This window comes from Lederbergia citrisecunda, assembly GCF_018343695.1.
In the GTDB taxonomy this organism is placed as follows: domain Bacteria; phylum Bacillota; class Bacilli; order Bacillales; family Bacillaceae_C; genus Lederbergia; species Lederbergia citrisecunda.
On record NZ_JAGYPJ010000001.1, the window covers coordinates 801,960 to 825,232 of the forward strand.

The 23,273-nt window shown below is 35.2% G+C and carries 27 protein-coding genes; 20 read left to right on the top strand and 7 right to left on the bottom strand.

Annotated elements, in window-relative coordinates; genetic code table 11:
- Positions 1 to 19 precede the first annotated feature (19 nt).
- Together KHA93_RS04010 and KHA93_RS04015 are read right to left on the bottom strand one after the other, a co-directional pair.
- Complete coding sequence (locus tag KHA93_RS04010; RefSeq protein ID WP_213109541.1) at positions 20 to 220, bottom strand: YlaI family protein; 201 nt, start codon at positions 218 to 220, stop codon at positions 20 to 22.
- A gap of 66 nt (positions 221 to 286) precedes the next feature.
- Complete coding sequence (locus KHA93_RS04015; RefSeq protein WP_213109542.1) at positions 287 to 892, bottom strand: YhcN/YlaJ family sporulation lipoprotein; 606 nt, start codon at positions 890 to 892, stop codon at positions 287 to 289.
- Between the two features lie 174 nt (positions 893 to 1,066).
- Between KHA93_RS04015 and KHA93_RS04020 the strand changes: the two genes are divergently transcribed.
- Complete coding sequence (locus KHA93_RS04020) at positions 1,067 to 2,395, top strand: PhoH family protein (RefSeq protein WP_213109543.1); 1,329 nt, start codon at positions 1,067 to 1,069, stop codon at positions 2,393 to 2,395.
- A gap of 59 nt (positions 2,396 to 2,454) precedes the next feature.
- On the opposite strand, the gene KHA93_RS04025 is transcribed toward KHA93_RS04020, so the two are convergent.
- Positions 2,455 to 2,949 carry a peptidyl-prolyl cis-trans isomerase gene (locus KHA93_RS04025; protein ID WP_213109544.1) on the bottom strand — a complete coding sequence of 165 codons (495 nt, stop codon included), beginning with the start codon at positions 2,947 to 2,949 and terminating at the stop codon, positions 2,455 to 2,457.
- A gap of 475 nt (positions 2,950 to 3,424) precedes the next feature.
- Here KHA93_RS04025 and KHA93_RS04030 point away from each other — a divergent pair, with 475 nt between their 5' ends.
- The gene (locus KHA93_RS04030) at positions 3,425 to 3,724 is read left to right on the top strand and encodes an Fpa/YlaN family protein (RefSeq protein WP_233711038.1); all 300 of its coding nucleotides are present in this window, start codon (positions 3,425 to 3,427) and stop codon (positions 3,722 to 3,724) included.
- Positions 3,725 to 3,840: 116 nt separating this feature from the next.
- Positions 3,841 to 5,064: an FtsW/RodA/SpoVE family cell cycle protein gene (locus KHA93_RS04035; RefSeq protein ID WP_213109546.1), complete on the top strand. Its 1,224-nt coding sequence runs from the start codon at positions 3,841 to 3,843 to the stop codon at positions 5,062 to 5,064.
- A 48-nt stretch (positions 5,065 to 5,112) separates the two neighbouring features.
- Here the strand turns inward: KHA93_RS04035 and KHA93_RS04040 are convergent, their stop codons facing one another.
- Positions 5,113 to 6,081 carry a COX15/CtaA family protein gene (locus KHA93_RS04040; protein ID WP_213109547.1) on the bottom strand — a complete coding sequence of 323 codons (969 nt, stop codon included), beginning with the start codon at positions 6,079 to 6,081 and terminating at the stop codon, positions 5,113 to 5,115.
- A 452-nt stretch (positions 6,082 to 6,533) separates the two neighbouring features.
- Between KHA93_RS04040 and cyoE the strand changes: the two genes are divergently transcribed.
- The 7 genes from cyoE (at position 6,534) to KHA93_RS04075 (ending at position 13,276) form a co-directional block, all read left to right on the top strand.
- Positions 6,534 to 7,448, top strand: a complete 915-nt coding sequence (gene cyoE, locus KHA93_RS04045) for a heme o synthase (protein ID WP_213109548.1) — start codon at positions 6,534 to 6,536, stop codon at positions 7,446 to 7,448.
- Positions 7,449 to 7,540: 92 nt separating this feature from the next.
- The gene (gene coxB / locus KHA93_RS04050) at positions 7,541 to 8,626 is read left to right on the top strand and encodes a cytochrome c oxidase subunit II (protein ID WP_213112765.1); all 1,086 of its coding nucleotides are present in this window, start codon (positions 7,541 to 7,543) and stop codon (positions 8,624 to 8,626) included.
- A 28-nt stretch (positions 8,627 to 8,654) separates the two neighbouring features.
- Entirely contained in the window at positions 8,655 to 10,523 is a 1,869-nt protein-coding gene (locus KHA93_RS04055; protein WP_213109549.1) for a cytochrome c oxidase subunit I, read from the top strand.
- On the top strand, positions 10,523 to 11,149 hold the full coding sequence (locus tag KHA93_RS04060) for a cytochrome (ubi)quinol oxidase subunit III (protein WP_213109550.1): 627 nt from the start codon (positions 10,523 to 10,525) through the stop codon (positions 11,147 to 11,149). Before KHA93_RS04055 ends, KHA93_RS04060 begins: the two co-directional genes overlap by 1 nt.
- A gap of 6 nt (positions 11,150 to 11,155) precedes the next feature.
- Positions 11,156 to 11,488: a cytochrome c oxidase subunit IVB gene (gene ctaF / locus KHA93_RS04065; RefSeq protein ID WP_213109551.1), complete on the top strand. Its 333-nt coding sequence runs from the start codon at positions 11,156 to 11,158 to the stop codon at positions 11,486 to 11,488.
- 354 nt (positions 11,489 to 11,842) lie between these two features.
- Positions 11,843 to 12,754 (top strand): cytochrome c oxidase assembly factor CtaG, encoded by a 912-nt coding sequence (gene ctaG, locus KHA93_RS04070; protein WP_213109552.1) that lies wholly within the window; start codon positions 11,843 to 11,845, stop codon positions 12,752 to 12,754.
- A 60-nt stretch (positions 12,755 to 12,814) separates the two neighbouring features.
- Positions 12,815 to 13,276 carry a DUF420 domain-containing protein gene (locus tag KHA93_RS04075; RefSeq protein ID WP_213109553.1) on the top strand — a complete coding sequence of 154 codons (462 nt, stop codon included), beginning with the start codon at positions 12,815 to 12,817 and terminating at the stop codon, positions 13,274 to 13,276.
- A gap of 96 nt (positions 13,277 to 13,372) precedes the next feature.
- Here the strand turns inward: KHA93_RS04075 and ytvI are convergent, their stop codons facing one another.
- Positions 13,373 to 14,431 carry a sporulation integral membrane protein YtvI gene (gene ytvI, locus KHA93_RS04080; RefSeq protein ID WP_233711039.1) on the bottom strand — a complete coding sequence of 353 codons (1,059 nt, stop codon included), beginning with the start codon at positions 14,429 to 14,431 and terminating at the stop codon, positions 13,373 to 13,375.
- Positions 14,432 to 14,556: 125 nt separating this feature from the next.
- Positions 14,557 to 14,916, bottom strand: coding sequence for a YugN family protein (locus tag KHA93_RS04085; RefSeq protein ID WP_213109555.1), 360 nt, complete (start codon positions 14,914 to 14,916; stop codon positions 14,557 to 14,559).
- Between the two features lie 251 nt (positions 14,917 to 15,167).
- Between KHA93_RS04085 and KHA93_RS04090 the strand changes: the two genes are divergently transcribed.
- The 10 genes from KHA93_RS04090 to coaD all read left to right on the top strand — a co-directional run bounded on the left by KHA93_RS04090 (position 15,168) and on the right by coaD (position 21,914).
- Positions 15,168 to 15,602 (top strand): CBS domain-containing protein, encoded by a 435-nt coding sequence (locus tag KHA93_RS04090; protein WP_213109556.1) that lies wholly within the window; start codon positions 15,168 to 15,170, stop codon positions 15,600 to 15,602.
- Positions 15,603 to 15,741: 139 nt separating this feature from the next.
- On the top strand, positions 15,742 to 16,797 hold the full coding sequence (locus tag KHA93_RS04095; RefSeq protein ID WP_349772256.1) for a CAP domain-containing protein: 1,056 nt from the start codon (positions 15,742 to 15,744) through the stop codon (positions 16,795 to 16,797).
- 105 nt (positions 16,798 to 16,902) lie between these two features.
- On the top strand, positions 16,903 to 17,310 hold the full coding sequence (locus KHA93_RS04100; RefSeq protein ID WP_213109557.1) for a YlbD family protein: 408 nt from the start codon (positions 16,903 to 16,905) through the stop codon (positions 17,308 to 17,310).
- Between the two features lie 35 nt (positions 17,311 to 17,345).
- Positions 17,346 to 17,582: a YlbE-like family protein gene (locus KHA93_RS04105; protein WP_213109558.1), complete on the top strand. Its 237-nt coding sequence runs from the start codon at positions 17,346 to 17,348 to the stop codon at positions 17,580 to 17,582.
- Positions 17,583 to 17,639: 57 nt separating this feature from the next.
- Positions 17,640 to 18,023 carry a hypothetical protein gene (locus KHA93_RS04110; protein ID WP_213109559.1) on the top strand — a complete coding sequence of 128 codons (384 nt, stop codon included), beginning with the start codon at positions 17,640 to 17,642 and terminating at the stop codon, positions 18,021 to 18,023.
- A gap of 54 nt (positions 18,024 to 18,077) precedes the next feature.
- A complete protein-coding gene (locus KHA93_RS04115) occupies positions 18,078 to 18,524 on the top strand; it encodes a YlbF/YmcA family competence regulator (protein WP_213109560.1) in 447 nt (148 codons plus the stop codon).
- Positions 18,525 to 18,551: 27 nt separating this feature from the next.
- Positions 18,552 to 18,827: a YlbG family protein gene (locus KHA93_RS04120; RefSeq protein WP_213109561.1), complete on the top strand. Its 276-nt coding sequence runs from the start codon at positions 18,552 to 18,554 to the stop codon at positions 18,825 to 18,827.
- A 74-nt stretch (positions 18,828 to 18,901) separates the two neighbouring features.
- Entirely contained in the window at positions 18,902 to 20,290 is a 1,389-nt protein-coding gene (locus KHA93_RS04125; protein WP_213109562.1) for a stalk domain-containing protein, read from the top strand.
- Between the two features lie 572 nt (positions 20,291 to 20,862).
- The gene (gene rsmD, locus KHA93_RS04130) at positions 20,863 to 21,432 is read left to right on the top strand and encodes a 16S rRNA (guanine(966)-N(2))-methyltransferase RsmD (RefSeq protein WP_213109563.1); all 570 of its coding nucleotides are present in this window, start codon (positions 20,863 to 20,865) and stop codon (positions 21,430 to 21,432) included.
- A 2-nt stretch (positions 21,433 to 21,434) separates the two neighbouring features.
- Positions 21,435 to 21,914, top strand: a complete 480-nt coding sequence (gene coaD / locus KHA93_RS04135; RefSeq protein WP_213109564.1) for a pantetheine-phosphate adenylyltransferase — start codon at positions 21,435 to 21,437, stop codon at positions 21,912 to 21,914.
- Between the two features lie 146 nt (positions 21,915 to 22,060).
- Here the strand turns inward: coaD and ylbJ are convergent, their stop codons facing one another.
- Positions 22,061 to 23,266, bottom strand: coding sequence for a sporulation integral membrane protein YlbJ (gene ylbJ, locus KHA93_RS04140; RefSeq protein ID WP_432806340.1), 1,206 nt, complete (start codon positions 23,264 to 23,266; stop codon positions 22,061 to 22,063).
- Positions 23,267 to 23,273: the final 7 nt, after the last annotated feature.

A 23,273-nucleotide genomic window follows, 5' to 3' on the forward strand; every position in this document is an offset into this window, starting at 1 on the left:
AGAAATCCTGCGTTTTTTATTAAAAATCATCATCTTGTGTATTATAGCTAAATAATTGGAATGACCCGCTCGCTAGTCTAGCTTCAGTTTTTACCTTAATCCTGTCATAGCAACTTTGGCATAAGTATGTGTGAATGGGGCGATTTCTCAATTTTTTTGCCAAAGTAGAATCATCTTCCAGCTCTGAAGGTCGATCACATAGGATACATTGAACTTTCATTAAAACACCTCTGAAGAATGCCACTTTAATTCTTTTTAGTATAACATGTTATGAATTGGTAATTCACTACTTTTTTTCATTCGATTGTTTTTGTTGCTCTTGTTCCAATTGACGATCATTTTGCTCATTCATTTGATTTCTTGGCTTTTTCACTGCTTTTTCTGGATTTTTCCCCATTTCAGGAGTTGGAGCATCAGGAATGATACGTCCAACAATATCTGATAATTCATTCATGATCCCTTGGACTGGTTTTCCAGCAGCCATATCATTCTTAATTTCTTTCAATCGAGTGTTAATATCCGGATCAGCCACTACAAGTGCTCCCGCCCCTTGAGGGTCATGTTTTAAACTTTCAGCAACTGAATACTTAATGGTTCCCACTTTTGATCTATCAATGTTAGCATCGACATCAATTCCAACAATTGCGATATTACCAAGTACAACAGCCGTTGCACCATTTACATTCGGGATTCCAGCAGCAAGATTTGCAAGATGATTTGCTCTTTCCTCATCTGTATATTTGTTGTTTTTATTAATATTAATATGACTATTTTTAACAGATACCCCTTGAGGCATAACATCGGTATTACGATTGAACTGAGATTGGCCATTATTTTGACTACATGCAGATATAATCAGAAAGAAAAATAACAAAAACATTCCTTTACGCATCAAAATCCCTCCAATAAATCAATACTTATTGTCTTATTTTGCTTTTATCTTCTATCTTTATGCGGCCTTTCATATATTTCATAAAATAGAATAATCATCTGTAGTGTTGTTTCTCCTGACACCGGGCAGTGTACATGAACATAAGATATTAAAAAGGAGCAGGAGGCATCAATTTTGACAAAAATTTACGTGATAGATACAAATGTCTTGCTGCAGGATCCCAATTCAATTTTTTCTTTCGAGGAACATGACGTCGTGATCCCTGCTGTTGTACTCGAAGAAGTCGATTCTAAAAAGCGTTATATGAATGAGATCGGCAGAAATGCAAGACATATTGCGAAATTGATTGACAGCTTCAGAGAAAAAGGTAAGCTCCATGATAAAATAACGCTTGAGAATGGAGGGACTCTTCGAATAGAACTGAATCATCGTTCCTTTCAACAACTTCAAGAAATATTTATAGAAAAAACAAATGACAATCGAATATTGGCAGTCGCTAAGAATATCGCACTAGAGGAAGAAACGAAGGTAGACGGTAAACCAGTCATCCTTGTTAGTAAAGATGCTCTTTTAAGGGTTAAAGCGGATGCATTAGGATTACTCGCAGAAGACTTCTTGAACGATCGTGTTGTTGAATTAGATGATATATATACAGGTGTAGCAGAGCACTATGTTAGCTTGGATAAAATAGGACTCTTTTATGAAAAAGGAGAAATTTTATTACAAGAAAATCATGATCAAAGATATTACCCCAATCAATTTCTAATTATAAGGGACGAACTTGGAAGTTCCGCTTCTGGAATAGGAATTATTGATGCGTCTGGTGAAGTTCTAAAGAAGTTGTTACCCCATAGTGAACCAGTTTGGGGAATTAAGGGAAGGAATGCCCAGCAGACAATGGCATTGGAATTACTAGTTCGAAAAGATATTCAACTCGTAACAATGACAGGAAAAGCGGGTACTGGTAAAACCTTACTAGCCCTAGCTGCTGGATTAATGCAAACGGAAGATTTACGTATATATAAAAAATTACTCGTTGCTCGGCCAATCGTACCAGTAGGAAAAGACATTGGTTATTTGCCGGGAGAGAAAAAAGAGAAGCTGCGGCCATGGATGCAGCCTATATATGATAATCTAGAATTTTTATTTAATACGAAAAAACCAGGAGAAATCGACGCCATTTTGGCAGGGATGAGTTCGATTGAAGTTGAGGCGCTTACGTATATTAGGGGGCGCAGTATACCCGAACAGTTTATTATAATCGATGAAGCGCAAAACTTAACGAAGCATGAGGCGAAAACCATATTAACGAGGGTTGGAGAAGGGAGTAAAATTGTTTTCATGGGAGATCCAGAACAAATTGATCACCCTTATTTAGATGAATATAATAACGGACTGACATATGTTTTAGAAAGCTTTAAAAATGAACCATCTGCTGGACATGTAAAGTTAGTTAAAGGGGAGCGGTCTAGTCTAGCCCAACTTGCAGCTGATTTACTTTAGAAAAAATGATCCATCACTAAGGAATACCCTTGTGATGGATCATTTGTTAATTGTTGTATCTATTCAACTCTAAATGCTCTTACGAGTTTAATGGGATTTTGTCGATTGGAGCCATCGGGATACAATATATGAACAGGTCCATCTTCCCTTAGTGGCTTACCTTCCTTAGAATACTGAAGGATAAGATGATATCCTTCCTCCAAAGGGATCGATATATCTTCTGTTTCGGTTTCTATGACAAGGACATTGGCATCCTCAAGTGGTTCCGCATTTATTAAAAAGGGTTCAAACTTAATACCAAACGTACCTGTTAATACTTTTACTTTTTCAAATTGACGTTCAGATTTTAATGTTGGAGGAGCCACAGAGCCTTCCTTTATGACTCGATCCCAATGCTTAGAAACAACAGTAAATTCTTCTTCCTCTTCATCCTCGTGCTTATCTTGGGTGAAATATGTATTTAGGTCAATACGTCGATCATCAAAAATCCAAACGCCGGCATCAAGGGTAATTGGAAATTTTACTTTCCCCTTAATTGACATTATTGTGTTCATCATTACAACCCCTTTCTCGGTCGATATCAAGCGCAAGTTGCCTCCCGACTAGCAAAAGGCGCTTACGCTTTTCTTTGTCCAGCTTCAGCGCCTATCGACTAGCAAATTTCTTGTCCTTTTCCCTACGATAAGTCAACATCGATTCGCCTGTTGGCTCATCGTGTTTCCTTTATCTCAGTCCAAGGCCCAAAAAGGAACGTCGACTAAAACCGCCACTTCCTGTGGCAATGTCGACGGACCCACATCCTGTGGGCCTGTACGTCGATGTTCAGGCGCTTCCGCTTTTCTTTGTAAATTATAACTTGAAACTTTTGAAAATAAAAGTAATGGTGTCTTAGAAGTAAATACAAAGCATCTCGTTCTACTTGCATTTTATACATATTAGATGTAGAATTTACAGATAGGATTGTCTGTTTGTTACAAGAATGGCTATAAGATAAATGACCTTGATAAAATTGGTACATGCGCTGTTCTAATGATAAGGGGGATTAAAGTGGTGTCTGATATTCAAATTGATCATAGGGAAAAAGCCTATGCACTGCTTAAGGCAGACGCTGACAAAATTTTGCGTCTCATACAGGTGCAAATGGACAATTTAACAATGCCGCAATGCCCTTTATACGAGGAAGTGCTGGACACACAAATGTTTGGTTTATCTCGTGAAATAGATTTTGCTGTACGTCTTGGTCTAGTTGACCAAAAGGATGGAAAAGAGTTAATGGGCTCATTAGAAAGACAGCTTTCCGCTCTTCATGAAGCATCCTTAAAAAAATAAGGGTTGTATGCAGCAACTAAAATGTATCTAAAACTCAAACAGTTTTATTAATTGTTTGGGTTTGTTTTATAATTATGATTATCATAATAAACTCAATCATAGATTGGACGAGTTTTATGTTTAAAAAAATTTTAAAATCCTACGACTATTCCATTATTTCAGTATACATATTGCTATGTTTGTTTGGACTTGTGATGGTGTATAGCTCAAGTATGGTAAGAGCAGTTCAATGGTATGAATACCCAGCTGATTTTTTTTATCAAAAACAAAAAATTAATTTACTAATAGGGTTTATCGTTTTCTTGTTCTTTGCTATTTTTCCATACAAAGCATACCGTAATAAAAAATTCCTTATTTTCATGACTTTAATGGCAGTACTAAGTCTTTTTGCGGTAACTGTCTTCGGTCATATTGCTGGTAATGCTCAAAGACTAATTGAATTAGGTTCTAGGAAAATTCAACCTTCAGAATTTGTTAAATTGAGCGTTATTATTTACCTTTCTGCTGCATATGCCAATAAACAACGCTATATCAACCATTTAAATAAAGGTGTGTTCCCACCAATACTTTTTCTAATATTTGTTTGCTTTTTAATAAAAATACAGCCTGATAACGGAACAGCTTTTATTACACTAGTAATAGGAACAGCCATTATTCTTTGTTCGGGAATGAATTTTAAAACCATTTCTAAACTTATTGCTATTTGTTTGTTTGCTGTTTTAGTGTTATCTCCTTTTATAGTAATGAAATTTGATAAATTATTTACTGAAGGAAATAAGGATCGTTTTGTTGGATACTTAGACCCTTTTGGTACATATCAAGATGAAGGGAACCAGTTGGTTAATTCTTATTTGGCTATTGGTTCTGGTGGAGTAAAAGGTCTTGGGTTGGGACAAAGTGTTCAGAAACTAGGCTATTTACCTGAGCCACATACTGATTTTATTATGGCAATCATTGCAGAAGAACTTGGGGTTTTCGGTGTGGGCTTTGTATTGCTGGGACTAGCATACCTTGTTTTAAGAGCAATATTTATTGCGATGCGAAGTAGAGACCCGTTTGGTAGTATGCTTGCAGTCGGGATTGCTACTATGCTAGGAATACAATCCTTTATTAATCTCGGAGGGGTATCAGGATTAATTCCTATTACAGGAGTAACACTCCCTTTTATTAGTTACGGAGGTTCTTCCATACTTGTCTTATCCATTGCAATGGGGATCCTTACAAATGTAGCGATGTTTAAAAATTATGAAGAAAAATACGGGATGAGGAAACAAAATCCGGAAGAAGCTTTAAGAACAGTTCAGCCGTCGATTCAACAAAAATATCAATTTCGCGGTTAATATAAAAAAACTTGCTTAACTATAAAGTCAGCAAGTTTTTTTATGTTTTTAATGAATGATTGCTTCAGATGATTTCACTGAAGAATTGGTACTATTTTCGAGAGCTTCTTCTACTGGTTTAGGATTGTTTCGTGTAATCAGCATTATGAAATAGCTTAATAGTCCAAATAAAAAGGAGATGAATAAGGCGTGTGCAAGAGCAAAATATATATTTAATTTAGTCATAACGACAATAGCTCCTGCAGCCACTTGTAGAGTGACAATAATGAATGCGAAAATCCAACCCCAATACATAACTAGTTGATGCTTATAATGCTTCATCGAAATTATCATAATATATCCAATCCAAAGGAAGATGATTCCTGCAGCAAAACGATGGCCCATTTGTATCCACTCATACATATTATTAGGGAGAGTAAAACTTCCGTTGGTACACATCGGCCAATCCCGGCATACTAGACTTGCTTCTGTATGTCTCACTAATGCCCCTGTGTAAACAACTGCATAACTATATATAGTCACCCCGATGATATGTTTTTTCATTCTTTTATCAATAACAAGCTTATTTGTATCGAATTTCTTATCTACTTCAAATATGAGTAGGGTCAAAAGAAAAACTGCGGCGAATGAAATAAGAGATATCCCAAAATGAAGTGCTAATACAAATTTAGATTGAGGCCACAAAACTGCGGCTGCTCCAATTAATGCTTGCAGCATCAAAAAAGATATTGAAAGAATGGCAAGAGTTTTAGTTTCCTTTTTATGTCCAATGACTTTCCATGACCAAATCGCAAGAGTCAGAACAAAAATGGCGGCACTGCCTGAAACAAGTCGATGGGCTAATTCAATTATAAGCTCAGTTGAAATTTCTTTAGGAAACCATTCTCCGTTGCACAATGGCCACGATCTTCCGCATCCTAAACCTGAATCAGTTTTCGTCACTAATGCACCACCAAGTAAAACTGCTAGCATGATGATAGTGGTAATGACTGAAAACCATTTTAATTTCCGGTGCAAATTTTCACCTTCTAACTATAATGTTTTCATAAATAATAGTAATTCCATTACCGATACTACATAAACGTACAAAAAAAAACAACTGACAATATTGTTACAATGAGTTTATGAGATTTCGATTACTTGATTAACATAAAGTTATTTGATAAAAATGGATACATATACACTACTTGTCGATATTTTGTCATTGTTTGGACATACTCTAATCACTCGGAATATACAATATTAACCTGAATTATGATTTAATATTTAGTTGGAACGTCATTTTTACCATTGCTTTTATTACATTTTTTTTGCCAAAATATGCTACACTATAAAGGTTAGCCTTAAGACATCATACATACATTTAATTAGTGAACAAATACTGAAATTTCTTTGAAAAATGAGAAAAGAAATGAAAAATGCATTATAGTTATGTATGAACAATTATTTTAAGGAAAGGAGGAAGAAGAATGGGAAACAGTCGTATTCTAGCATCATTGGATGAAACATCAAGCCCTCCAAAAATTGGCTTGAAAGATTTTACTGCACTTATTAAAATTGGAATTGTCAATTCTAATTTAATTACTACTTTTACTGGTTTGTGGCTTGCATTTTTATTTACTGGGAATCATTTCCTTCAGTCAATTGATATTGTTATATTTACATTGCTAGGCTCTTCACTTATTATTGCCGGCTCATGTGCTTTAAATAATTACATAGATCGGGACATAGATCCGATTATGAAACGTACGCAAAACCGCCCAACAGTAACTGGAAAAATTAGTGGTTCAAAAGTTTTGACGATTGGTTTTACTTTTGTAGGTATTGGCTTAATCATGCTATTTATGACAAATATTACGACAGGCATCATCGGTATTATTGGCGTGTTTAGCTATGTTGTTCTGTATAGTCTATGGTCAAAGAGATTGTATGTAAGTAACACAGTCATTGGCAGCATATCTGGAGCAGTTCCTCCTTTAATTGGGTGGGCAGCAGTTGATCCTTCATTACCACCGATGGCATGGATGCTTTTTCTAATCATGTTTGTATGGCAGCCACCGCATTTTTATGCTTTGGCGATGAGAAGAGTAGATGAATACAGGGCTGCTTCTATTCCAATGCTTCCAGTTGTTAAAGGATTTGCGACTACAAAAAGGCATATCCTAATCTGGGTGGCTATGTTAATACCGATTCCTTTTTTCATGCACTCTTTGGGAATACCTTTTATCATTCTAGCAACTGTCCTTAATATTGGATGGCTTGTAATTGGGATTAATGGGTATAAAAATAGAGATGATAAAAAATGGGCTACTGGCATGTTTGTATATTCGATAAACTATTTGACGATTCTGTTTACGGCAATGGTAATATTATCGGTTTTTTAAAGGGGAATTCTTTCTTTAATAGAAATCCATATATTGAAGACATGGTCCTATGACCATGAAGACATTTTATGAAAGAGGGGTTTAATTTAACTATGAAACAATGGCTGCAAAAAGGGCGTCTTTTGTCAGTTTTTGCGATATTAGCGCTTGTTCTTTCTGGTTGCGGCAAGCCTTACCTGTCTGCACTAAAACCAGCAGGTGAAGTTGCGAAACAGCAATACGATCTCATAATGTTCAGCTTAGGAATTATGACTTTAGTTATTGTTGTAGTGTTCGCTATTTTCATTATTGTTATCGTTCGCTTTCGCCGCACAAAAGAGAATGAACATAAAATTCCTAAGCAAGTTGAAGGTAGTCATACACTAGAAATTGTTTGGACTATTATTCCTATCATTTTACTACTAATACTTGCAGTTCCTACTGTTGCTGTTACATTCAGTCAAGGTGATGTATCTGCAATGGATGAGAAAGACGAGGATGGCAATCCGACATCTTTAATTGTGAATGTACGTGCTCATCTGTATTGGTGGGAATTTGAATATCCTAATTTAGGAATAGTAACAAGCCAAGATCTTGTTATCCCTACAGGAGAAAAAGTTTATTTTAATTTGACTTCTGCAGATATTAAGCACTCATTCTGGATTCCTCCACTAGGTGGAAAACTTGATACAAATCCTGACAACATTAATAAATTCTTTCTATCAGTAGATCAAGATAAAGCGACTAAAGCTGGAGAAATTTTTTATGGTAAATGTGCTGAGCTTTGTGGACCTTCCCATGCATACATGGATTTCAAAGTAAAGGCATTGCCGAAAAATGAATTTGATCAATGGGTAGCAGACATGAAAGATGCTAAAGCACCTACACCTACAACTGAAGTAGCTAGTAAAGGTGAAGAAATTTTCAACAACAGCTGTCTTCTATGTCACGCAATTGATCCAAGTAATGAAGCACCAGCCGCGGGAAGAACTGCACCAAATCTTGCAAACTTTGCCGAGAGGGAAAAAATCGCTGGTATCTTAGATCATAATGAAGAAGAACTTAAAAGATGGATTAGAGAATCTGATAAAATTAAACCAGGTAACAAAATGCCTGTATTCACAAAAGATCAGATCAGTGATGATGACTTAAATGCTCTTGCAGCATACTTGATGGAGCTTAAAGTACAAAATAAATAATTAGCTCCGAAATGAAGGAGGTTTAAATGTGAGTAGTATTGCTCAAAAAAGAGGTTTCGGTGCTACAGTATGGGACTTTATGACAACTGTGGACCATAAGAAGATTGCAATATTATACCTTGCAGCAGGTGGGTTCTTCTTCTTACTTGGCGGACTCGAAGCGTTGGTTATTCGTATTCAATTGTTTGTTCCAGACAGTGGCTTTGTTAGTGCTGGATTATTTAACGAAATGCTTACTATGCATGGTGTAACAATGATTTTCCTTGCTGCAATGCCAATACTTATTGGTTTTATGAACTTGGTAATGCCGTTGCAAATAGGCGCTAGGGATGTTGCGTTCCCTTTCTTGAACTCATTAGGTTTTTGGTTATTTTTCTTTGGAGGATTACTTTTAAACCTTTCTTGGTTCTTAGGAGGAGCACCTGACGCTGGTTGGACATCATATGCATCATTATCACTTAATTCCCAAACTCATGGGATTGATTTTTATGCATTAGGGCTGCAAATATCTGGTTTTGGAACGTTAATGGGAGGTATTAACTTCCTAGTTACAATTATTAACATGCGTGCGCCTGGTATGACTTACATGCGTATGCCAATGTTCACTTGGACTACTTTTGTAGCTTCAGCACTAATTCTTTTTGCTTTCCCGCCACTAACAGTTGGTTTATTCCTTCTTACATTCGATAGAATGTTTGGTGCGAATTTCTTTAATGTGGCAATGGGTGGAAACACAATTATTTGGGAGCACTTCTTCTGGATTTTTGGTCACCCTGAAGTATATATTCTAATACTTCCAGCATTTGGATTGTTTTCTGAGATTTTCTCTACTTTTTCAAGAAAAAGATTGTTCGGATACTCCTCAATGGTATTCGCAACTGTCTTAATTGGTTTCCTGGGATTCATGGTATGGGCTCACCATATGTTTACAGTAGGTCTAGGTAATATTGCAAACGCCATTTTTGCGGTAGCATCATTTGCTATCGGTGTACCAACCGGTATTAAGATCTTTAACTGGTTGTTTACAATGTGGGGTGGAAATATTAAATTTACTACTCCTATGCTTTATGCTGCTGCATTTATTCCATCGTTCGTAATGGGTGGAGTTACAGGTATCATGGTTGCTACGGCACCTGCTGACTATCAATTCCATGATACATATTTCGTTGTTGCTCACTTCCACTATGTAATTGTTGGGGGAGTTGTGTTAGCTATATTAGCGGCTACTCATTTCTATTGGCCAAAAGCATTTGGTACAATGCTTAATGAGACGCTTGGAAAGATTACATTTGTATTATTCGTCGTGGGCTTCCATTTAACGTTCTTTATTCAACACTTCTTAGGGTTAATGGGTATGCCACGTCGTATTGCTACTTATCTAGACGGTCAAGGATTAAATACAGGGAACTTTATTAGTTCTGTTGGTGCATTGTTAATGGGACTAGGTGTTATTGTTCTCTTAATCAATATAATCATTACTTCTGTAAAGAATGTTAAAGTTGGTAATGATCCTTGGGGAGATGGAAGAACTTTAGAATGGGCACTACCATCACCACCTCCATTCTATAACTTCAAACAACTACCATTCGTTCGTGGTATTGACACATATTGGATTGAAAAGATGGAAGGCAGAAAAGGGATTACACCTGCTGAGCCAGTAGGGGATATTCATATGCCAAACGGTTCCATTCTTCCTGTATTTATTTCGTTAGGGTTATTTATTGCCGCATTTGGCAGTATTTATAGAACGGAGCAACCATGGGGTCTTGCAGTGTTAATTATTGGTCTCGTCATTGCATTCGGATCTATGTTATTAAGATCTCTTAAAGATGATCATGGTTTCCATATTCCAAAATCGGAATTAACGGATGATAAAGATAAGGGGGTAAGGGCATAATGCATGTTGAAGAACAATTTACACCAAAAACATGGCCTGAGGCACCCGAAAAAGCAACATTAGAAGGTAAAAACAAATTTTTGGGTTTTTGGTTCTTCCTAGGGGGAGAAACTGTATTATTCGCATCCCTCTTTGCAACGTATTTAGCATTAAAGGATAAAGTTCCAAAAAAGGGCGATCTCATTTCAACTGATTTATTTGAATTGCCATTAGCTTTTATTATGACAATGGTACTTCTTACAAGCTCGATTACAAGTGTATATGCGATTTATCATATGAAGAATTATCACTTCAAGAAAATGCAGGCTTGGTTGTTTATTACAGTTCTTTTAGGTTTGACTTTCCTCGGATTTGAAATATACGAATTTTATCACTATACTCATGGGCTAGGATTTGGTTACACTCATAGTGCATTCAGCTCGGCGTTTTATACACTTGTTGGATTTCACGGTGGGCACGTAGTTTTCGGACTTGGTTGGATCCTTTCTCTAATGTTGCGAAATTCGAAAAGAGGATTAAGCTTATATAATGCACCTAAGTTCTATCTCGCGAGCCTTTATTGGCACTTTATCGACGTTGTATGGGTATTTATTTTCACTGTCGTATATTTAATGGGGATGGTGTGATAAAAGATGGAAAACCAACAAATTAATTCTGGTAATGCCAGAGTAGATTTTGAATATCGTCGGAGAAGAAACGCAGAGGAAATGCGTCACCAAGTTATTTCTTTTGCAATCTCCATATTCTTGACACTAGTAGCGTTTGGATCGGTTTTGGCCGGTTTTGATAAATGGTTTGTCATTCCATTTATTTTATTACTCGCCATCGTTCAGGTGATTTTTCAACTTTATTATTTCATGCATATGAGTAATAAAGGACATGAGGCACCACAGTTATTTATTTACGGAGGAGCCATAGTTGGTTTTGCAACACTTTTGTGCTTCCTAACGATTGTTTGGATTTAATCATTAAAGAGCCAGCCAATATTTTTTTGGCTGGTTTTTTGATTGCTTTAGGAAATGATTAATGGAAGAGTAATCGATATATTTAAATCGGTAGTTTTCGTCTAACGTATGTAACTGTCAACTATAAACATTTCTGTCCTTTTCATTATGATAAGTCAACATCGATTCGCCGCTGGCTCATCGTGTTTCCTTTATCTCAGTCAGAGACCCTGAAGTTTGTACGTCGATAAACAGGCGCTTCTGCATTTCTATCTATATTGTTCATGAACTTGTCAATTGGCTGCGTTGAAGTGGGGGATATAAAAAAGGTATAATGTAAATGGGTTTTAATCCAATTAACGAGGTGAAAGTGGTATGCCTTTAAGTATTTTTGGATTCCGGGCACTATGGAGTCCTTATTTTATTCTATTCATTTTGCTTATAACGGCAGGATACTTTTTTATAACTGTAAAGAAGCGTCACCAATTTAAAGATAGTGAACCACTTAAAACAAGCCAAGCTGTATTATTTATATTAGCGATGGTTCTTCTCTATACAACAAAGGGATCGCCAATCGACTTGATGGCTCATATTATGTTCACTTTTCATATGGTACAGATGGCATTTCTTTATTTAATTATCCCGCCTATTTTCATTGCAAGCGTTCCTAATTGGTTATGGGAAAGAATTATTGATTTGCCTTTTATTAAAAAGGTTTTTAAATTCTTTACCAAGCCTCTAATCGCGTTAGTAGTATTTAATGGATTGTTTTCTGTTTACCATATTCCTATTATTATGGATGCAGTGAAAATGAATATCTTGTTACATGCTATTTACACGATCATTTTATTTATATTTGCCATTTTCTTATGGTGGCCATTAATAAATAAATTACCAGGTCATCATCAGCTTCACGGTCTTAAGAAACTTGGATATATCATTGGTGATGGGGTATTGTTAACGCCTGCATGTGGACTTATCATTTTCGCACCTGCAGCAATGTATACAACTTATACCGATGGTGAAATGTGGTTAAAGGCAATGGCTCTTTGTGTTCCGGGAAGTACATTATCAGGGTTATCGATAAGCGGTCCAGAACTATTTACAAATATGCCTGCAAAAGAGGATCAACAGCTTGGTGGAGTTCTTATGAAGATTATTCAGGAAATTGTTTTAGGATTTATGCTAATAAAAATATTTTTTGAATGGTTTAAAAAGGAACAAGAGGATGCTGAGAAAATTAATGAGGCTGCTTTGCTTCAAAATGGACCTCATCCAGTGGAATAAGCACTGCTATCTAAATATTGATAGCAAATACATAATATATTAGGGGATTGATTTTAAAATATGATGGTTCCAATATTACCGACAATTAGTACTGCATGTATCGTCATTAGTGCGATACTTGTAGCGATAGGTTGGGGAAAAATAAGAAAACGAGATATTGATGGGCATCGAAAAGTAATGACGATTGCTGGGATATTTGCTTTAGTATTTTTTATTATCTATTCTAGCAGAACGATTTTTGTTGGTAATACTTCATTTGGAGGACCAGATGAGTATAAAGTATTTTATACAGTATTTTTAATATTTCATGTTACATTGGCTACTGTTGGTGCGGTATTAGGTATTATTTCTTTAGTTACTGGTTATAAAAATAAACTTTCATTCCACAAAAAACTTGGACCTGTTACGAGTATTGTTTGGTTTGGAACGGGTATTACAGGTGTGATTGTTTATTTATTGCTTTACGTTATTTATAAAGGTGGAAACACAACTTCCCTTATTAAAGCGATATTAGGATTATAAAAGATAAAAGGGACGCTTACGAGCGTCCTTTTAAATTTGTCTTTATACAGAAAGAGAGGTTTAAAATAAAGATTAACATAGAAATTTCACAGCAACTTAAATTTTGAAATTCAGTTTTATTAATCCCGCTTCCTTTGCGGATTTAAATACAATGAGTAAAGTAGGACCTATTATCAATCCTAATATACCTAGCAATTTCAAACCAAGGAACATAGAAATTAATGTTGCGAGTGGTGAAAGTCCCATATGTTGTCCCATCACTTTCGGTTCTACTGTTCTTCTGATTACGAGTAATATGACGGCTAAAATAGCTAGTTTTGTTCCTAGGGCAATATTGCCAGTGAAAAAATGATATAACGACCAGGGAGCTAATATGACGATAGATCCAATAATAGGGATTAAATCAATGATCCAAATAACTAGAGTCATAATAACTGCTACCTTTGGGGCAATAATAATTAGTCCAATAAAAGCAGCAAGCATAATGATTAAGCTAACTAGAAACTGCGCTTTAAAAAATCCAAAAATAACTGAAGAGAGGCGCGAAGACATAAATTTAACCTTTTCAGATGTTTTATCAGTCATGTATTTGTATATACCTGCCCTAAGTTTAGGAAGATCTATCATAAACATGAATAACGCGATTAAATATACTAGAAAGCTTACTAAATAATTCGGAATATAGGACAAAAACGCGCTTATATTTTCAATCTTAACGTACTTTTTTAGGCTCAACATAAACGATTCTAAAAAGTTATTCACTTCTTCCGTAATGGCTGTTACAATTTCATCGGGAAAATCCTGTGCAGCATTACTGAAATATTCCTCGTAATGATTCCACATGACTGTCAACTCATGAATATAGCCTGGAGCATCCTCTACTAATTTAATACCTTGTGAGATTGCTTTTGTTACGATAAAGAATATTGCAAATGCCAATATAAGTGTAAAAATGGTAAATACTATAATGATGGAAAATTGTCGTTTAAGTTTAAATTTGGATTGAACAAATTTAACGGCGGGTTCTAACATCAATGCAGTGATAACTGCGATAATGAGGGGAATGGAAATAGGCAATATATAATAAAAAAACAAAGCTATTAAAAGAAAAAGTAAAATGGCGATAAGAAAAACTTTTTTTGATATTCCAGACAAAATGAATCCCCTTTCCATAAAAAGGTACTTTTATACATTATAAGTGGTAAATGCATAAATGGAAAATAATATAAATAAAAAAGAACACGAATATCAAATTCGTGTCCTCCTACCCTCGAAATTAATTAGTCTGCAAATACTTTTGCTTCTTCATAGATGGCTGATAGCATTTTGTTGCATTGTTTTACAAGGTGCTCTGGAAAAAATTCATCTTCTCCATATTCAACACCATGTGGATAGTAATGCTTACCTAGGATTGGTGTTAGAAGTTGGATAAAGGCATCGTACGAACCTACATCTCCTTCTGTTGCAAACCCTTGAATACGCAAATAGAACGTGCCCTCTTTTATTTCGAATTTATGATCGTATGTAACCCTTTCGTAATCCCATTGGCCAGCTCTGACCATTCCGTTATGTTCCATTACTTCATCCAAGCGATTTAAATCTACTGTTAATGTTTCAATACCAGTATTTTCAAACTTCATATTGATTACCTCCAACTTTATTATAGTCGATGAACGACAGTTTTCACTATTTATAATTAAATCCTCACGTCTAATAATAGTCGAAATTGAGTGATGTTGCAACGAAATGGAGTTTTTGAATGCAGGTTAATATTTATGTAATTTTTAATATAAAAATGTAGCAGATGTATAGATTTTTCTTCATTTGGTGAATATACAAATGGTGCGAGCACCTAGAAAAATTAAAAATGTTATAGGAGGATTTTAAAAAAATGACACAAATTCGTGATATCATGACTAAGGATGTTCAAACATGTTCTTTAAATGACAACGTATACGAAGTAGCCGTCAAAATGAAAGAAGACGATGTCGGTGTAATACCTATTGTTAATAATGATAAACTTGTAGGCGTTATTACAGATAGAGATATTGTTCTTCGTTGTATTGCGGAAAAAAATCCTCCTTCTTCCAAAGTAGAAGAAATCATGAGCAGTCATTTAGTGACAATAACCCCGGATACAACAACTCAAGAAGCGGCTGGTATTATGGCTAAAGAGCAAATTCGTCGATTGCCGGTAGTTGAAAATGGAAAATTAGTAGGCATTGTCGCATTGGCAGATTTTGCTGTGAGGGATTTAACGGATAACCAAGCAAAAGTAGCCTTATCCGAAATATCCGAACCTGATGAAAATCAAGCATATCATTAACTGTTGAACCCTGAATTTTCAGGGTTTTTTATATTTTGAATGTGGAACATGAATGATTAAATGTTATAATGATGGAAAGTAGTTATAGCATACAGTATCACCACAATTGACCATCCAAGATGTTACGAAAGGAGGGAGTGTGCTGCGAACATTATTTCGTGCAATGGTTATATCTGCAATTATTTTTTTTATAATGATTTATTTTTATTCAGATTCTGGAACGAATGAACCTTTAAAAGATTACAATAATGCTACTCCTCCCAAAATCGATCATTTTATTGATGATGAAAAAACGGATGATACGAATCGTCCGAAAGAAGGCTTATCTGCATATATTGGAAAGTCTGCAAAGAAACTAATTGATGATTACGGTGAGCCTCAAAGAAAAGATCCATCTGCTTATGGATATGAATGGTGGATCTATAAAAATTTTACTGGAACCTATATGCAGGCGGGTGTTCAAAAAGGTTCAATCGTTACGATATATGCAATAGGAAATCAATTAAATGTGGCTCCTTACTTAATCGGAGAGACAATCGAAGACATCTATCGTACTACCTATCTAGAAACAGAAATAATGGTAACTGAAGATAAAAGTACGTATCGATTTGAACTTTCAGAAGAAGATTTAAATGTTCGCCCACTCGTACAATTAGGTGATATTTTCGCGCAGTTGTCTATCGATAAATATACAGGAACTCTTTCAAGTATTCGATTTTTTGATAAGAAAACATTGATAACTCAAAGCCCGTATGAATTAGCCTATCGAGGAGACTTAATTACTCCATCAGAAATTAATGAAGTTCAATGGAAAGAGATAGAAAAAGGTAGTGAACAGCAAATCTTTGATATTACGAACGTGATACGAAATCGTTTTGGCCTGGATGAGCTGAAATGGGACGACCAAGTATCACAAGTTGCGTATGAACATAGTAAAGACATGTTTGATAATGATTATTTTTCGCATGATTCTCCTACATTTGGAACACTTGCTGATAGATTGGAAGCATATCATATAGAATACCAGTCAGCAGCCGAAAATATCGCTTCGGAATATATCGATGGTCCGGCAGCGGTAGAAGGATGGTTAAATTCTGAAAGACATCGAAAAGCATTATTAGATGGAAATTATTCAAAACTAGGTGTTGGAGTATATCAGAAAATTTACACACAAAATTTTATCCAAATTAAGTAACCTTAAGACCTTTATTAGGTCTTTTTCTTATGGAGATAATCACCATTATCACCATTTATCCATACTCTGCATATAAGGATAAATGAAATAGATGAGGTGACATACATGGCGAGTAAAAGTCTACATCCGTCCGTGGAACAATTTAAGTCTTTTGTTAAAGAGCATCCCAAACTTTTACAGTCAGTCAGGAAAAAAGAAAATACATGGCAGGAATTATATGAAGATTGGTTTTTACTTGGAGCAGATGATCCAAAATGGGCTCAGTTTGAGGATAATAATACCGAACAGGCCGTCAGTAATAATGAACCTGAACCGGAACAAAAAAACTGGATGAATCAAATCACTGGAATTATAAAAAATATGGATGCCAATCAAGTGCAGCATCATATCAACCAATTGAGTCAAGCAATTGGCGCAATTCAAGGTGTAATCAATCAATTTCAAACAAATAATCCACCTACCATAAATCAACCACCCGCCAACAATAATCCATTTGCATTTAAAAAAGACTAATGCATTTGTATAAAATATAAAGGAGTTGATAGGTGTTGAGACAAGAAGTCTTACAATATATCCATTCGAAAAATGAGTTGAGACAATTTATTCGGGAACAACCATATTGGTATCGAAAATTGTCAAGGGAACCAGAATCGTTGCAACAATTTGAAATTGCCTCATTGCATTATTTTAAACGGACCATTCCTCATCAAGTAGAAAAATTTTCAAATGGACTGCAAATGGCTTCAATGATGATGGGTATGTTACAGTCACTAAAAGCAAACTAAATCTTTTTCGTATGAACCTCATTCTTTAGTGAAAACTAAGGAAGAGGAGTGATTACGTTGAAAAAAATGATGGTTTGCTTATTTCTTTTTTTTCTTATTACTGGATGTAGACAAAAACTACCTGAGCCGGAGTCTTATGTTGCAAAGGCATCCGATCATATTAATAAAAGTCCACAATTAATGGATGTACGCCATATTGTTGATGGGCGTAATGTTAAAATTGAATGCATTGTTTCAGGGGTTTCCTTCGTTAATAATATCGATCATAATTATGGAAAAATAATAGTTTATGTCGATGGCCTAAGGCATGGAGAATTTACTACTCCTGCATTTATCATTAAAAATTTAAGTCCAGGAACCCATAGGTTAAAAATAGATGTTGTTAAGCCTAATAGCCAGTCCTTCGGTATAAATCGCCAGTTTATGGTTAAAATCAATTAATACAAGTCGCACTGAACCTAAAAACATGATAAAATAACGATTGGAGGTGGGCTAATGCTTGCTACAATCGAAAGTGTCGAAATAATTGAAAAAGCAGAGTTGATCGCAGAGCTTGTAATTGCTTCAGAAATTGCTGACAAGTACAGGTTTTTTTATCATAAATTAAAGAACGACAACGATACAAAAAAGAAAATCGTTGAGTTTAACAAGATGAAGGAATTATATACCGATGTCCAAAGATTTGGTCGTTATCATCCTGACTATAAGGAAATAATGATTAAAACGCGAGAAAGAAAAAGAGAAATGGATCTAGATGAAAATGTAGCGAATTTTCGAAGAGCTGAAAATGAGTTGCAGTCGTTATTGGATGAAATTAGCCTTATCATTGGAAGATCGGTATCTGAACATATTAAAGTGCCAACTGGGAACCCGTTTTTTGATTCAGGATCTTCGTGTAGCGGCGGATGCGGGAGCGGAGGAGCCTGCGGTTGTTCAGCATAATGAAGGAAGGTATAAAGGGGAAAGAGTATGCTTAGTGGAAGACAAGGATTGATTGTTTGGCTATTTAGTTTAAAAAATGCAAAGGCACTTAGAAGATTTGGAAATATACATTATATATCCAAACGAATGAAATACGTAGTCCTTTATTGTGCACAAGATGAAGCTGTTGCACTATCCGAAAAATTATCTTCAATGCCATTTGTAAAAAAAGTAGAACTGTCTTATAAGCCATTTTTAAAAACCGAGTTCGAAAATGCAAAACCAGATAAAGCAAAGGAATATGATTATCGGCTAGGAATTTAAATATTTGTAAAGGCTGCCAATAAGTTAATAAGGTAGCCTTTTTATCATTATGATACATACTAGGAGTCATAACATTGAAAAGAGTCATTTTTGTTTTAATTATTTTTATTAGTCTTATCGGAGGCTTGTTATTTTACCAGTGGGTTGGATACTCATCAAAAACTGTGGGAGTCAACCAACATATAGAACAAACGATTAATATTAAGCATACGGATAACAGTTTCAAAGTGGAACAAACGATAACAGGGGTAAAAGGCAAACAATATACAATAAAGGTTCCTACAGAAGCAAACAATATTAGATGCACTAATAATGAGGTAGAATGTCATATTCAAACATCAAATCAAGTTGTTTTACAAGATGGTCATGTCATGTTTCTGTATGACTTGCCTTCGAATAAAGACGTTAAAAGTCTCCTCTTAGAAAATTATAGTATAAAACTTCAGGAAATTGAGGTGGGCTCAACAAAAGTTCAATTAAGTGATTCTATTTGGAGAAATGGAAATTGGATCAGTACCTCTGAAATTGCAAATAAAAGAAAATTGGATTTGGTAGATTACTATGTAATTGAAAATGAAGGAAATGAGCCAGTGTTATATTGGCAAGCTGAGCCACTTCATCGAAATGAAGTGAATAAGAACTTCATTGTCTATTCTAATTCAAAAATACGTCATGATTTATTTGAAACAAAAGAAAAACTACCTAATCAAGGAAAAGCCATTCATATAGTGTTATCAAATCTACACGAAGAAGTAGAGAAACAAAATTTTCTCATTTTAAGTACTAAAAGACAACCACAAGAAATAAAAGAAAAAATAACAATTGCATTTATCTATTCTGTCTTTAACAATCCTACTGATTCGATAAGGATTACTGATATCATTTCGTCAATTATACTTAATAAACCAATAGGTGATTCGAAATCTATAAAAATATATAAAGAAATGAAAGACAAGCTAACTAGCGACGAGCTAAACAGTTGGAAAGAAAAAGTATTTGATTTACATCAGCGCAATATTAATCTAAAAAAGCTGGATGGATTATTAGAAGAAGTTACTGGTTTCAAGTCATCTTTTTTTAAGGATAATGCGTCGACGAAAGAGAAGTTACTACCTATGTTACTTTTGGATGCAAGAGAACTAAATATTAAAGGCAGTAAAGTTGATGATGTAAAAATCGTTCACGAAAAAGGAATTATGATGATTGAGTTTGTTCCTTTATTAGAGGCATTGCAATATGAAGTAAGTTTAGCTGATAAAGGTGTAGTTAAAGCGGAAAAGGGTGCAATTAAATATCGATTTTATCCAAATAAACGGATATTTGAACTAAATAATCAAAAATACGGCATGTCTCATGCGCCTATCGTTGACATCGATGGGCATGCTTATATTCAAATGAATATAGTTGATACGCTTTTAAATGTAAAAATAACTGAGAATGAAACAAAAATCGTGCTTAATTAAAAATATAATTACTGTTAAATTGTATGTTTTGTTTAGATGCGACTAGCAAATTTCCTGTCATTTTCTTTTCGATGATAAGTAAAAGGACGAAATTGGAGCGTCGTCAAGGGAATAACATCCTGTAGGACGGTATTTCGATACGTAAGGAGCCTACGCTTATCTTGTTTAGAGTCTCGCCCTTTCTATGCAATCAACAATGTAGCAGATGGGACAATGAGCGTTAACAAACATCAACACAAAAAATGCACATAGGATGGGGATAACTCGTTGTTACAGACTATTTCTATGTAGCCAAATTTAAAAAAACCCTGCATCTTCATGCAGGGTCCTTCTATTTCCGTAAAAAACGGATAGAAGGTAAAGGGAGAGGAGAAACCGGAGGAAGAACTTAAGGGGAACGTAAGTCTTCTCCGCGGTTGGCAACAACATCACATGATGCTGTTATGGTCATTATCGCCTTAATAGTAATTTTTATACTCTTTTTGGTTAGAGGGAATATTCATTTTGATTGGAATGCTAATTTGAATTGTGATAGGATGTAAAGGAAAAATCTAATACAAATTGGTGAAGATATGAGAGTGATTTCAGGTACGTGTAAAGGTCGGCCATTAAAAGCCGTTCGTGGAAATGAAACTAGACCAACTACTGATAAAGTAAAGGAAACGATATTTAACGTAATTGGACCATACTTTTCTAGTGGAATAGGTCTTGATTTATTTGCTGGAAGTGGTGGTCTTGGAATTGAAGCGCTGAGTAGGGGATTGGACCGTGTAATTTTTGTAGATAGGGACTCTAATGCAATACAAACGATCCATCATAATATAGCGCTTTGCAATATGGAAGAAAGATGTGAAGTATTTCGGAATAATGCAGAACGTGCACTTAAAGCAATTATGAAAAGAAATTTACAATTTGACTATATTTTTCTAGACCCGCCATATCGGAAGCAAAAGCTAGAAGAATTGCTCACTTTTATTGAAAGTAAGAAACTCATTGCCGCACAAGGCACAATCATTTGTGAACATAGTACGGATGTTGTCCTCCCTCAGAAAATCGGTAAATTGGAACGAGCTAAAAAGGGTGACTATGGAAGTATTGGGTTAACGTTCTATCATCTTATAGACAGTGAGAAAGGGGTCTAAGTATGGCCAACATTGCAGTATGCCCAGGTAGTTTTGACCCAGTGACATTAGGACATATGGATATTATCCGACGAGGCGCTAATGTTTTTGATGAAGTTTATGTCGTGGTGCTAAATAATTCATCAAAAAAACCGTTGTTTAGTGTAGAGGAAAGAATGGACCTACTTAAAAAAGTAACGAAAGAAATGCCTAATGTTAAAGTCGACTCTTTTGGAGGATTGCTTGTCGATTATGCAGAAAGTGTAAATGCGAAAGCAATTATACGTGGCTTGAGGGCAGTATCAGACTTTGAATATGAAATGCAAATCACGTCAATGAATAGAGTCTTAAATGAAAAAATCGAAACATTTTTTATCATGACAAATAACCAATATTCTTTTTTAAGCTCAAGTATTGTAAAAGAAGTAGCCAAATATCATGGTAATATTTCGGAACTCGTGCCTAAAGAAGTTGAATTGGCGCTATTAAAAAAATTTACATAATAACTAAAGTGGAGATAATTGTCCGTCGAGGTTGAATTTTCGTCAGGGTAAGTACAAGAAATGTACTTCTCGATAGACTGCTTGTTCTAAACGGAAGCTACCCTCAAATACTATTAACATTGTCTAACTCAGCAATAAAATGGATCCTACACATTTGTAGAATCCATTTTTTTAACTAATAAATATGTATAGATCATTAAAGATAGTATGGTAATGATCGGTCCTATTACAACAAACAGATTCAATGTATATTCCCACCATAAGTCATGTTCTTGTAACATGACTGGAATTACATTATTGCCTGATACTATATGAAGTTTTTCGGCAAAAGGCTTCCAAAGCAAAAAGGTGATTCCAGCGGCGAGGAAACCGTGTAGAATTCTTGCCATAAAAAAAGGTTTGAATTTAATATCCGTTAACGCGATAATGCTTGCGACTTGAGCTTGAACACTAAATCCGCTAAAGCCCAAAATAAAGCTTGTAATCATAGCTTGGTGCATCAAATTTGCTTCATTCACTTGACTAGCCATTTGACTGCCTAATGTTATTTCAAAAATACCTGCAATAATTGGAACACCTAATTCTTGCGGTAAATGGAAAATCTTTAAAATATATTCCGTAAAACCAGCAAGTAGGAAAGTGATATTTAATTGATATAGCAATTTATTAATGACGGAAAAAAGGATAATAAAACCGCCTATCATCAGCAAAGTTTGAACAGAGGAGATGACGGCATCGCCAAGTAATTTTCCTATTGGCTGTTTGTTCATTATCCTTGTTCTATGAAGTTCAGATAATGCATGTGAGAAAATCTTCCATGGTGATCGTCTTTCTCGATACACTCTTTTTTCTTTTTCTCCATAAAACCTCATACATATTCCAACCAAGAAGTTTCCTAAATAATGAGCAAAGGCAAATAGAATTCCTAACCTTGGGTTTAGGAAAAATCCTACAGAAACCGCTCCGAAGATAAAAAGGGGACTGGATGAATTCGTAAAAGAAACTAATCGCTCCGCTTCCACTCTTGAGAGTTGCCTTTCCTGTCTAAGTCTTGCGCTTAGTTTCGCTCCAGCAGGGAAACCAGTAGCCATTCCCATCGCCCAAGCGAAGCCTCCTACACCCGGAACTCTAAATAATGGCCTCATTAAAGGCTCTAAAAGTACACCCATAAATTTTACTACTCCAAAACCGATAAGCAATTCAGAAATAACGAAAAAAGGAAATAAAGAAGGAAATACAATTTCCCACCACATATTTAATCCTCGGATAGATGCACTAAAAGATTCCTTGGGGAAAAGAATCATGGAGCATGCCATAATCGTAACTCCAGATGCAAGTAAAATGGTTTTCATTTTTGAT

Excerpts from the sequence above, each read along its gene's own strand:
- KHA93_RS04010 (WP_213109541.1), bottom strand. The coding sequence starts at position 220 with ATGAAAGTTCAATGTATCCTATGTGATCGACCTTCAGAGCTGGAAGAT.
- KHA93_RS04015 (WP_213109542.1), bottom strand. The coding sequence starts at position 892 with ATGCGTAAAGGAATGTTTTTGTTATTTTTCTTTCTGATTATATCTGCA.
- KHA93_RS04025 (WP_213109544.1), bottom strand. The coding sequence starts at position 2,949 with ATGAACACAATAATGTCAATTAAGGGGAAAGTAAAATTTCCAATTACC.
- KHA93_RS04030 (WP_233711038.1), top strand. The coding sequence starts at position 3,425 with ATGATAAGGGGGATTAAAGTGGTGTCTGATATTCAAATTGATCATAGG.
- KHA93_RS04035 (WP_213109546.1), top strand. The coding sequence starts at position 3,841 with ATGTTTAAAAAAATTTTAAAATCCTACGACTATTCCATTATTTCAGTA.
- cyoE (WP_213109548.1), top strand. The coding sequence starts at position 6,534 with ATGGGAAACAGTCGTATTCTAGCATCATTGGATGAAACATCAAGCCCT.
- coxB (WP_213112765.1), top strand. The coding sequence starts at position 7,541 with ATGAAACAATGGCTGCAAAAAGGGCGTCTTTTGTCAGTTTTTGCGATA.
- KHA93_RS04060 (WP_213109550.1), top strand. The coding sequence starts at position 10,523 with ATGCATGTTGAAGAACAATTTACACCAAAAACATGGCCTGAGGCACCC.
- ctaF (WP_213109551.1), top strand. The coding sequence starts at position 11,156 with ATGGAAAACCAACAAATTAATTCTGGTAATGCCAGAGTAGATTTTGAA.
- ctaG (WP_213109552.1), top strand. The coding sequence starts at position 11,843 with ATGCCTTTAAGTATTTTTGGATTCCGGGCACTATGGAGTCCTTATTTT.
- KHA93_RS04075 (WP_213109553.1), top strand. The coding sequence starts at position 12,815 with ATGATGGTTCCAATATTACCGACAATTAGTACTGCATGTATCGTCATT.
- KHA93_RS04085 (WP_213109555.1), bottom strand. The coding sequence starts at position 14,916 with ATGAAGTTTGAAAATACTGGTATTGAAACATTAACAGTAGATTTAAAT.
- KHA93_RS04090 (WP_213109556.1), top strand. The coding sequence starts at position 15,168 with ATGACACAAATTCGTGATATCATGACTAAGGATGTTCAAACATGTTCT.
- KHA93_RS04100 (WP_213109557.1), top strand. The coding sequence starts at position 16,903 with ATGGCGAGTAAAAGTCTACATCCGTCCGTGGAACAATTTAAGTCTTTT.
- KHA93_RS04115 (WP_213109560.1), top strand. The coding sequence starts at position 18,078 with ATGCTTGCTACAATCGAAAGTGTCGAAATAATTGAAAAAGCAGAGTTG.
- KHA93_RS04120 (WP_213109561.1), top strand. The coding sequence starts at position 18,552 with ATGCTTAGTGGAAGACAAGGATTGATTGTTTGGCTATTTAGTTTAAAA.
- rsmD (WP_213109563.1), top strand. The coding sequence starts at position 20,863 with ATGAGAGTGATTTCAGGTACGTGTAAAGGTCGGCCATTAAAAGCCGTT.
- coaD (WP_213109564.1), top strand. The coding sequence starts at position 21,435 with ATGGCCAACATTGCAGTATGCCCAGGTAGTTTTGACCCAGTGACATTA.
- ylbJ (WP_432806340.1), bottom strand. The coding sequence starts at position 23,266 with ATGAAAACCATTTTACTTGCATCTGGAGTTACGATTATGGCATGCTCC.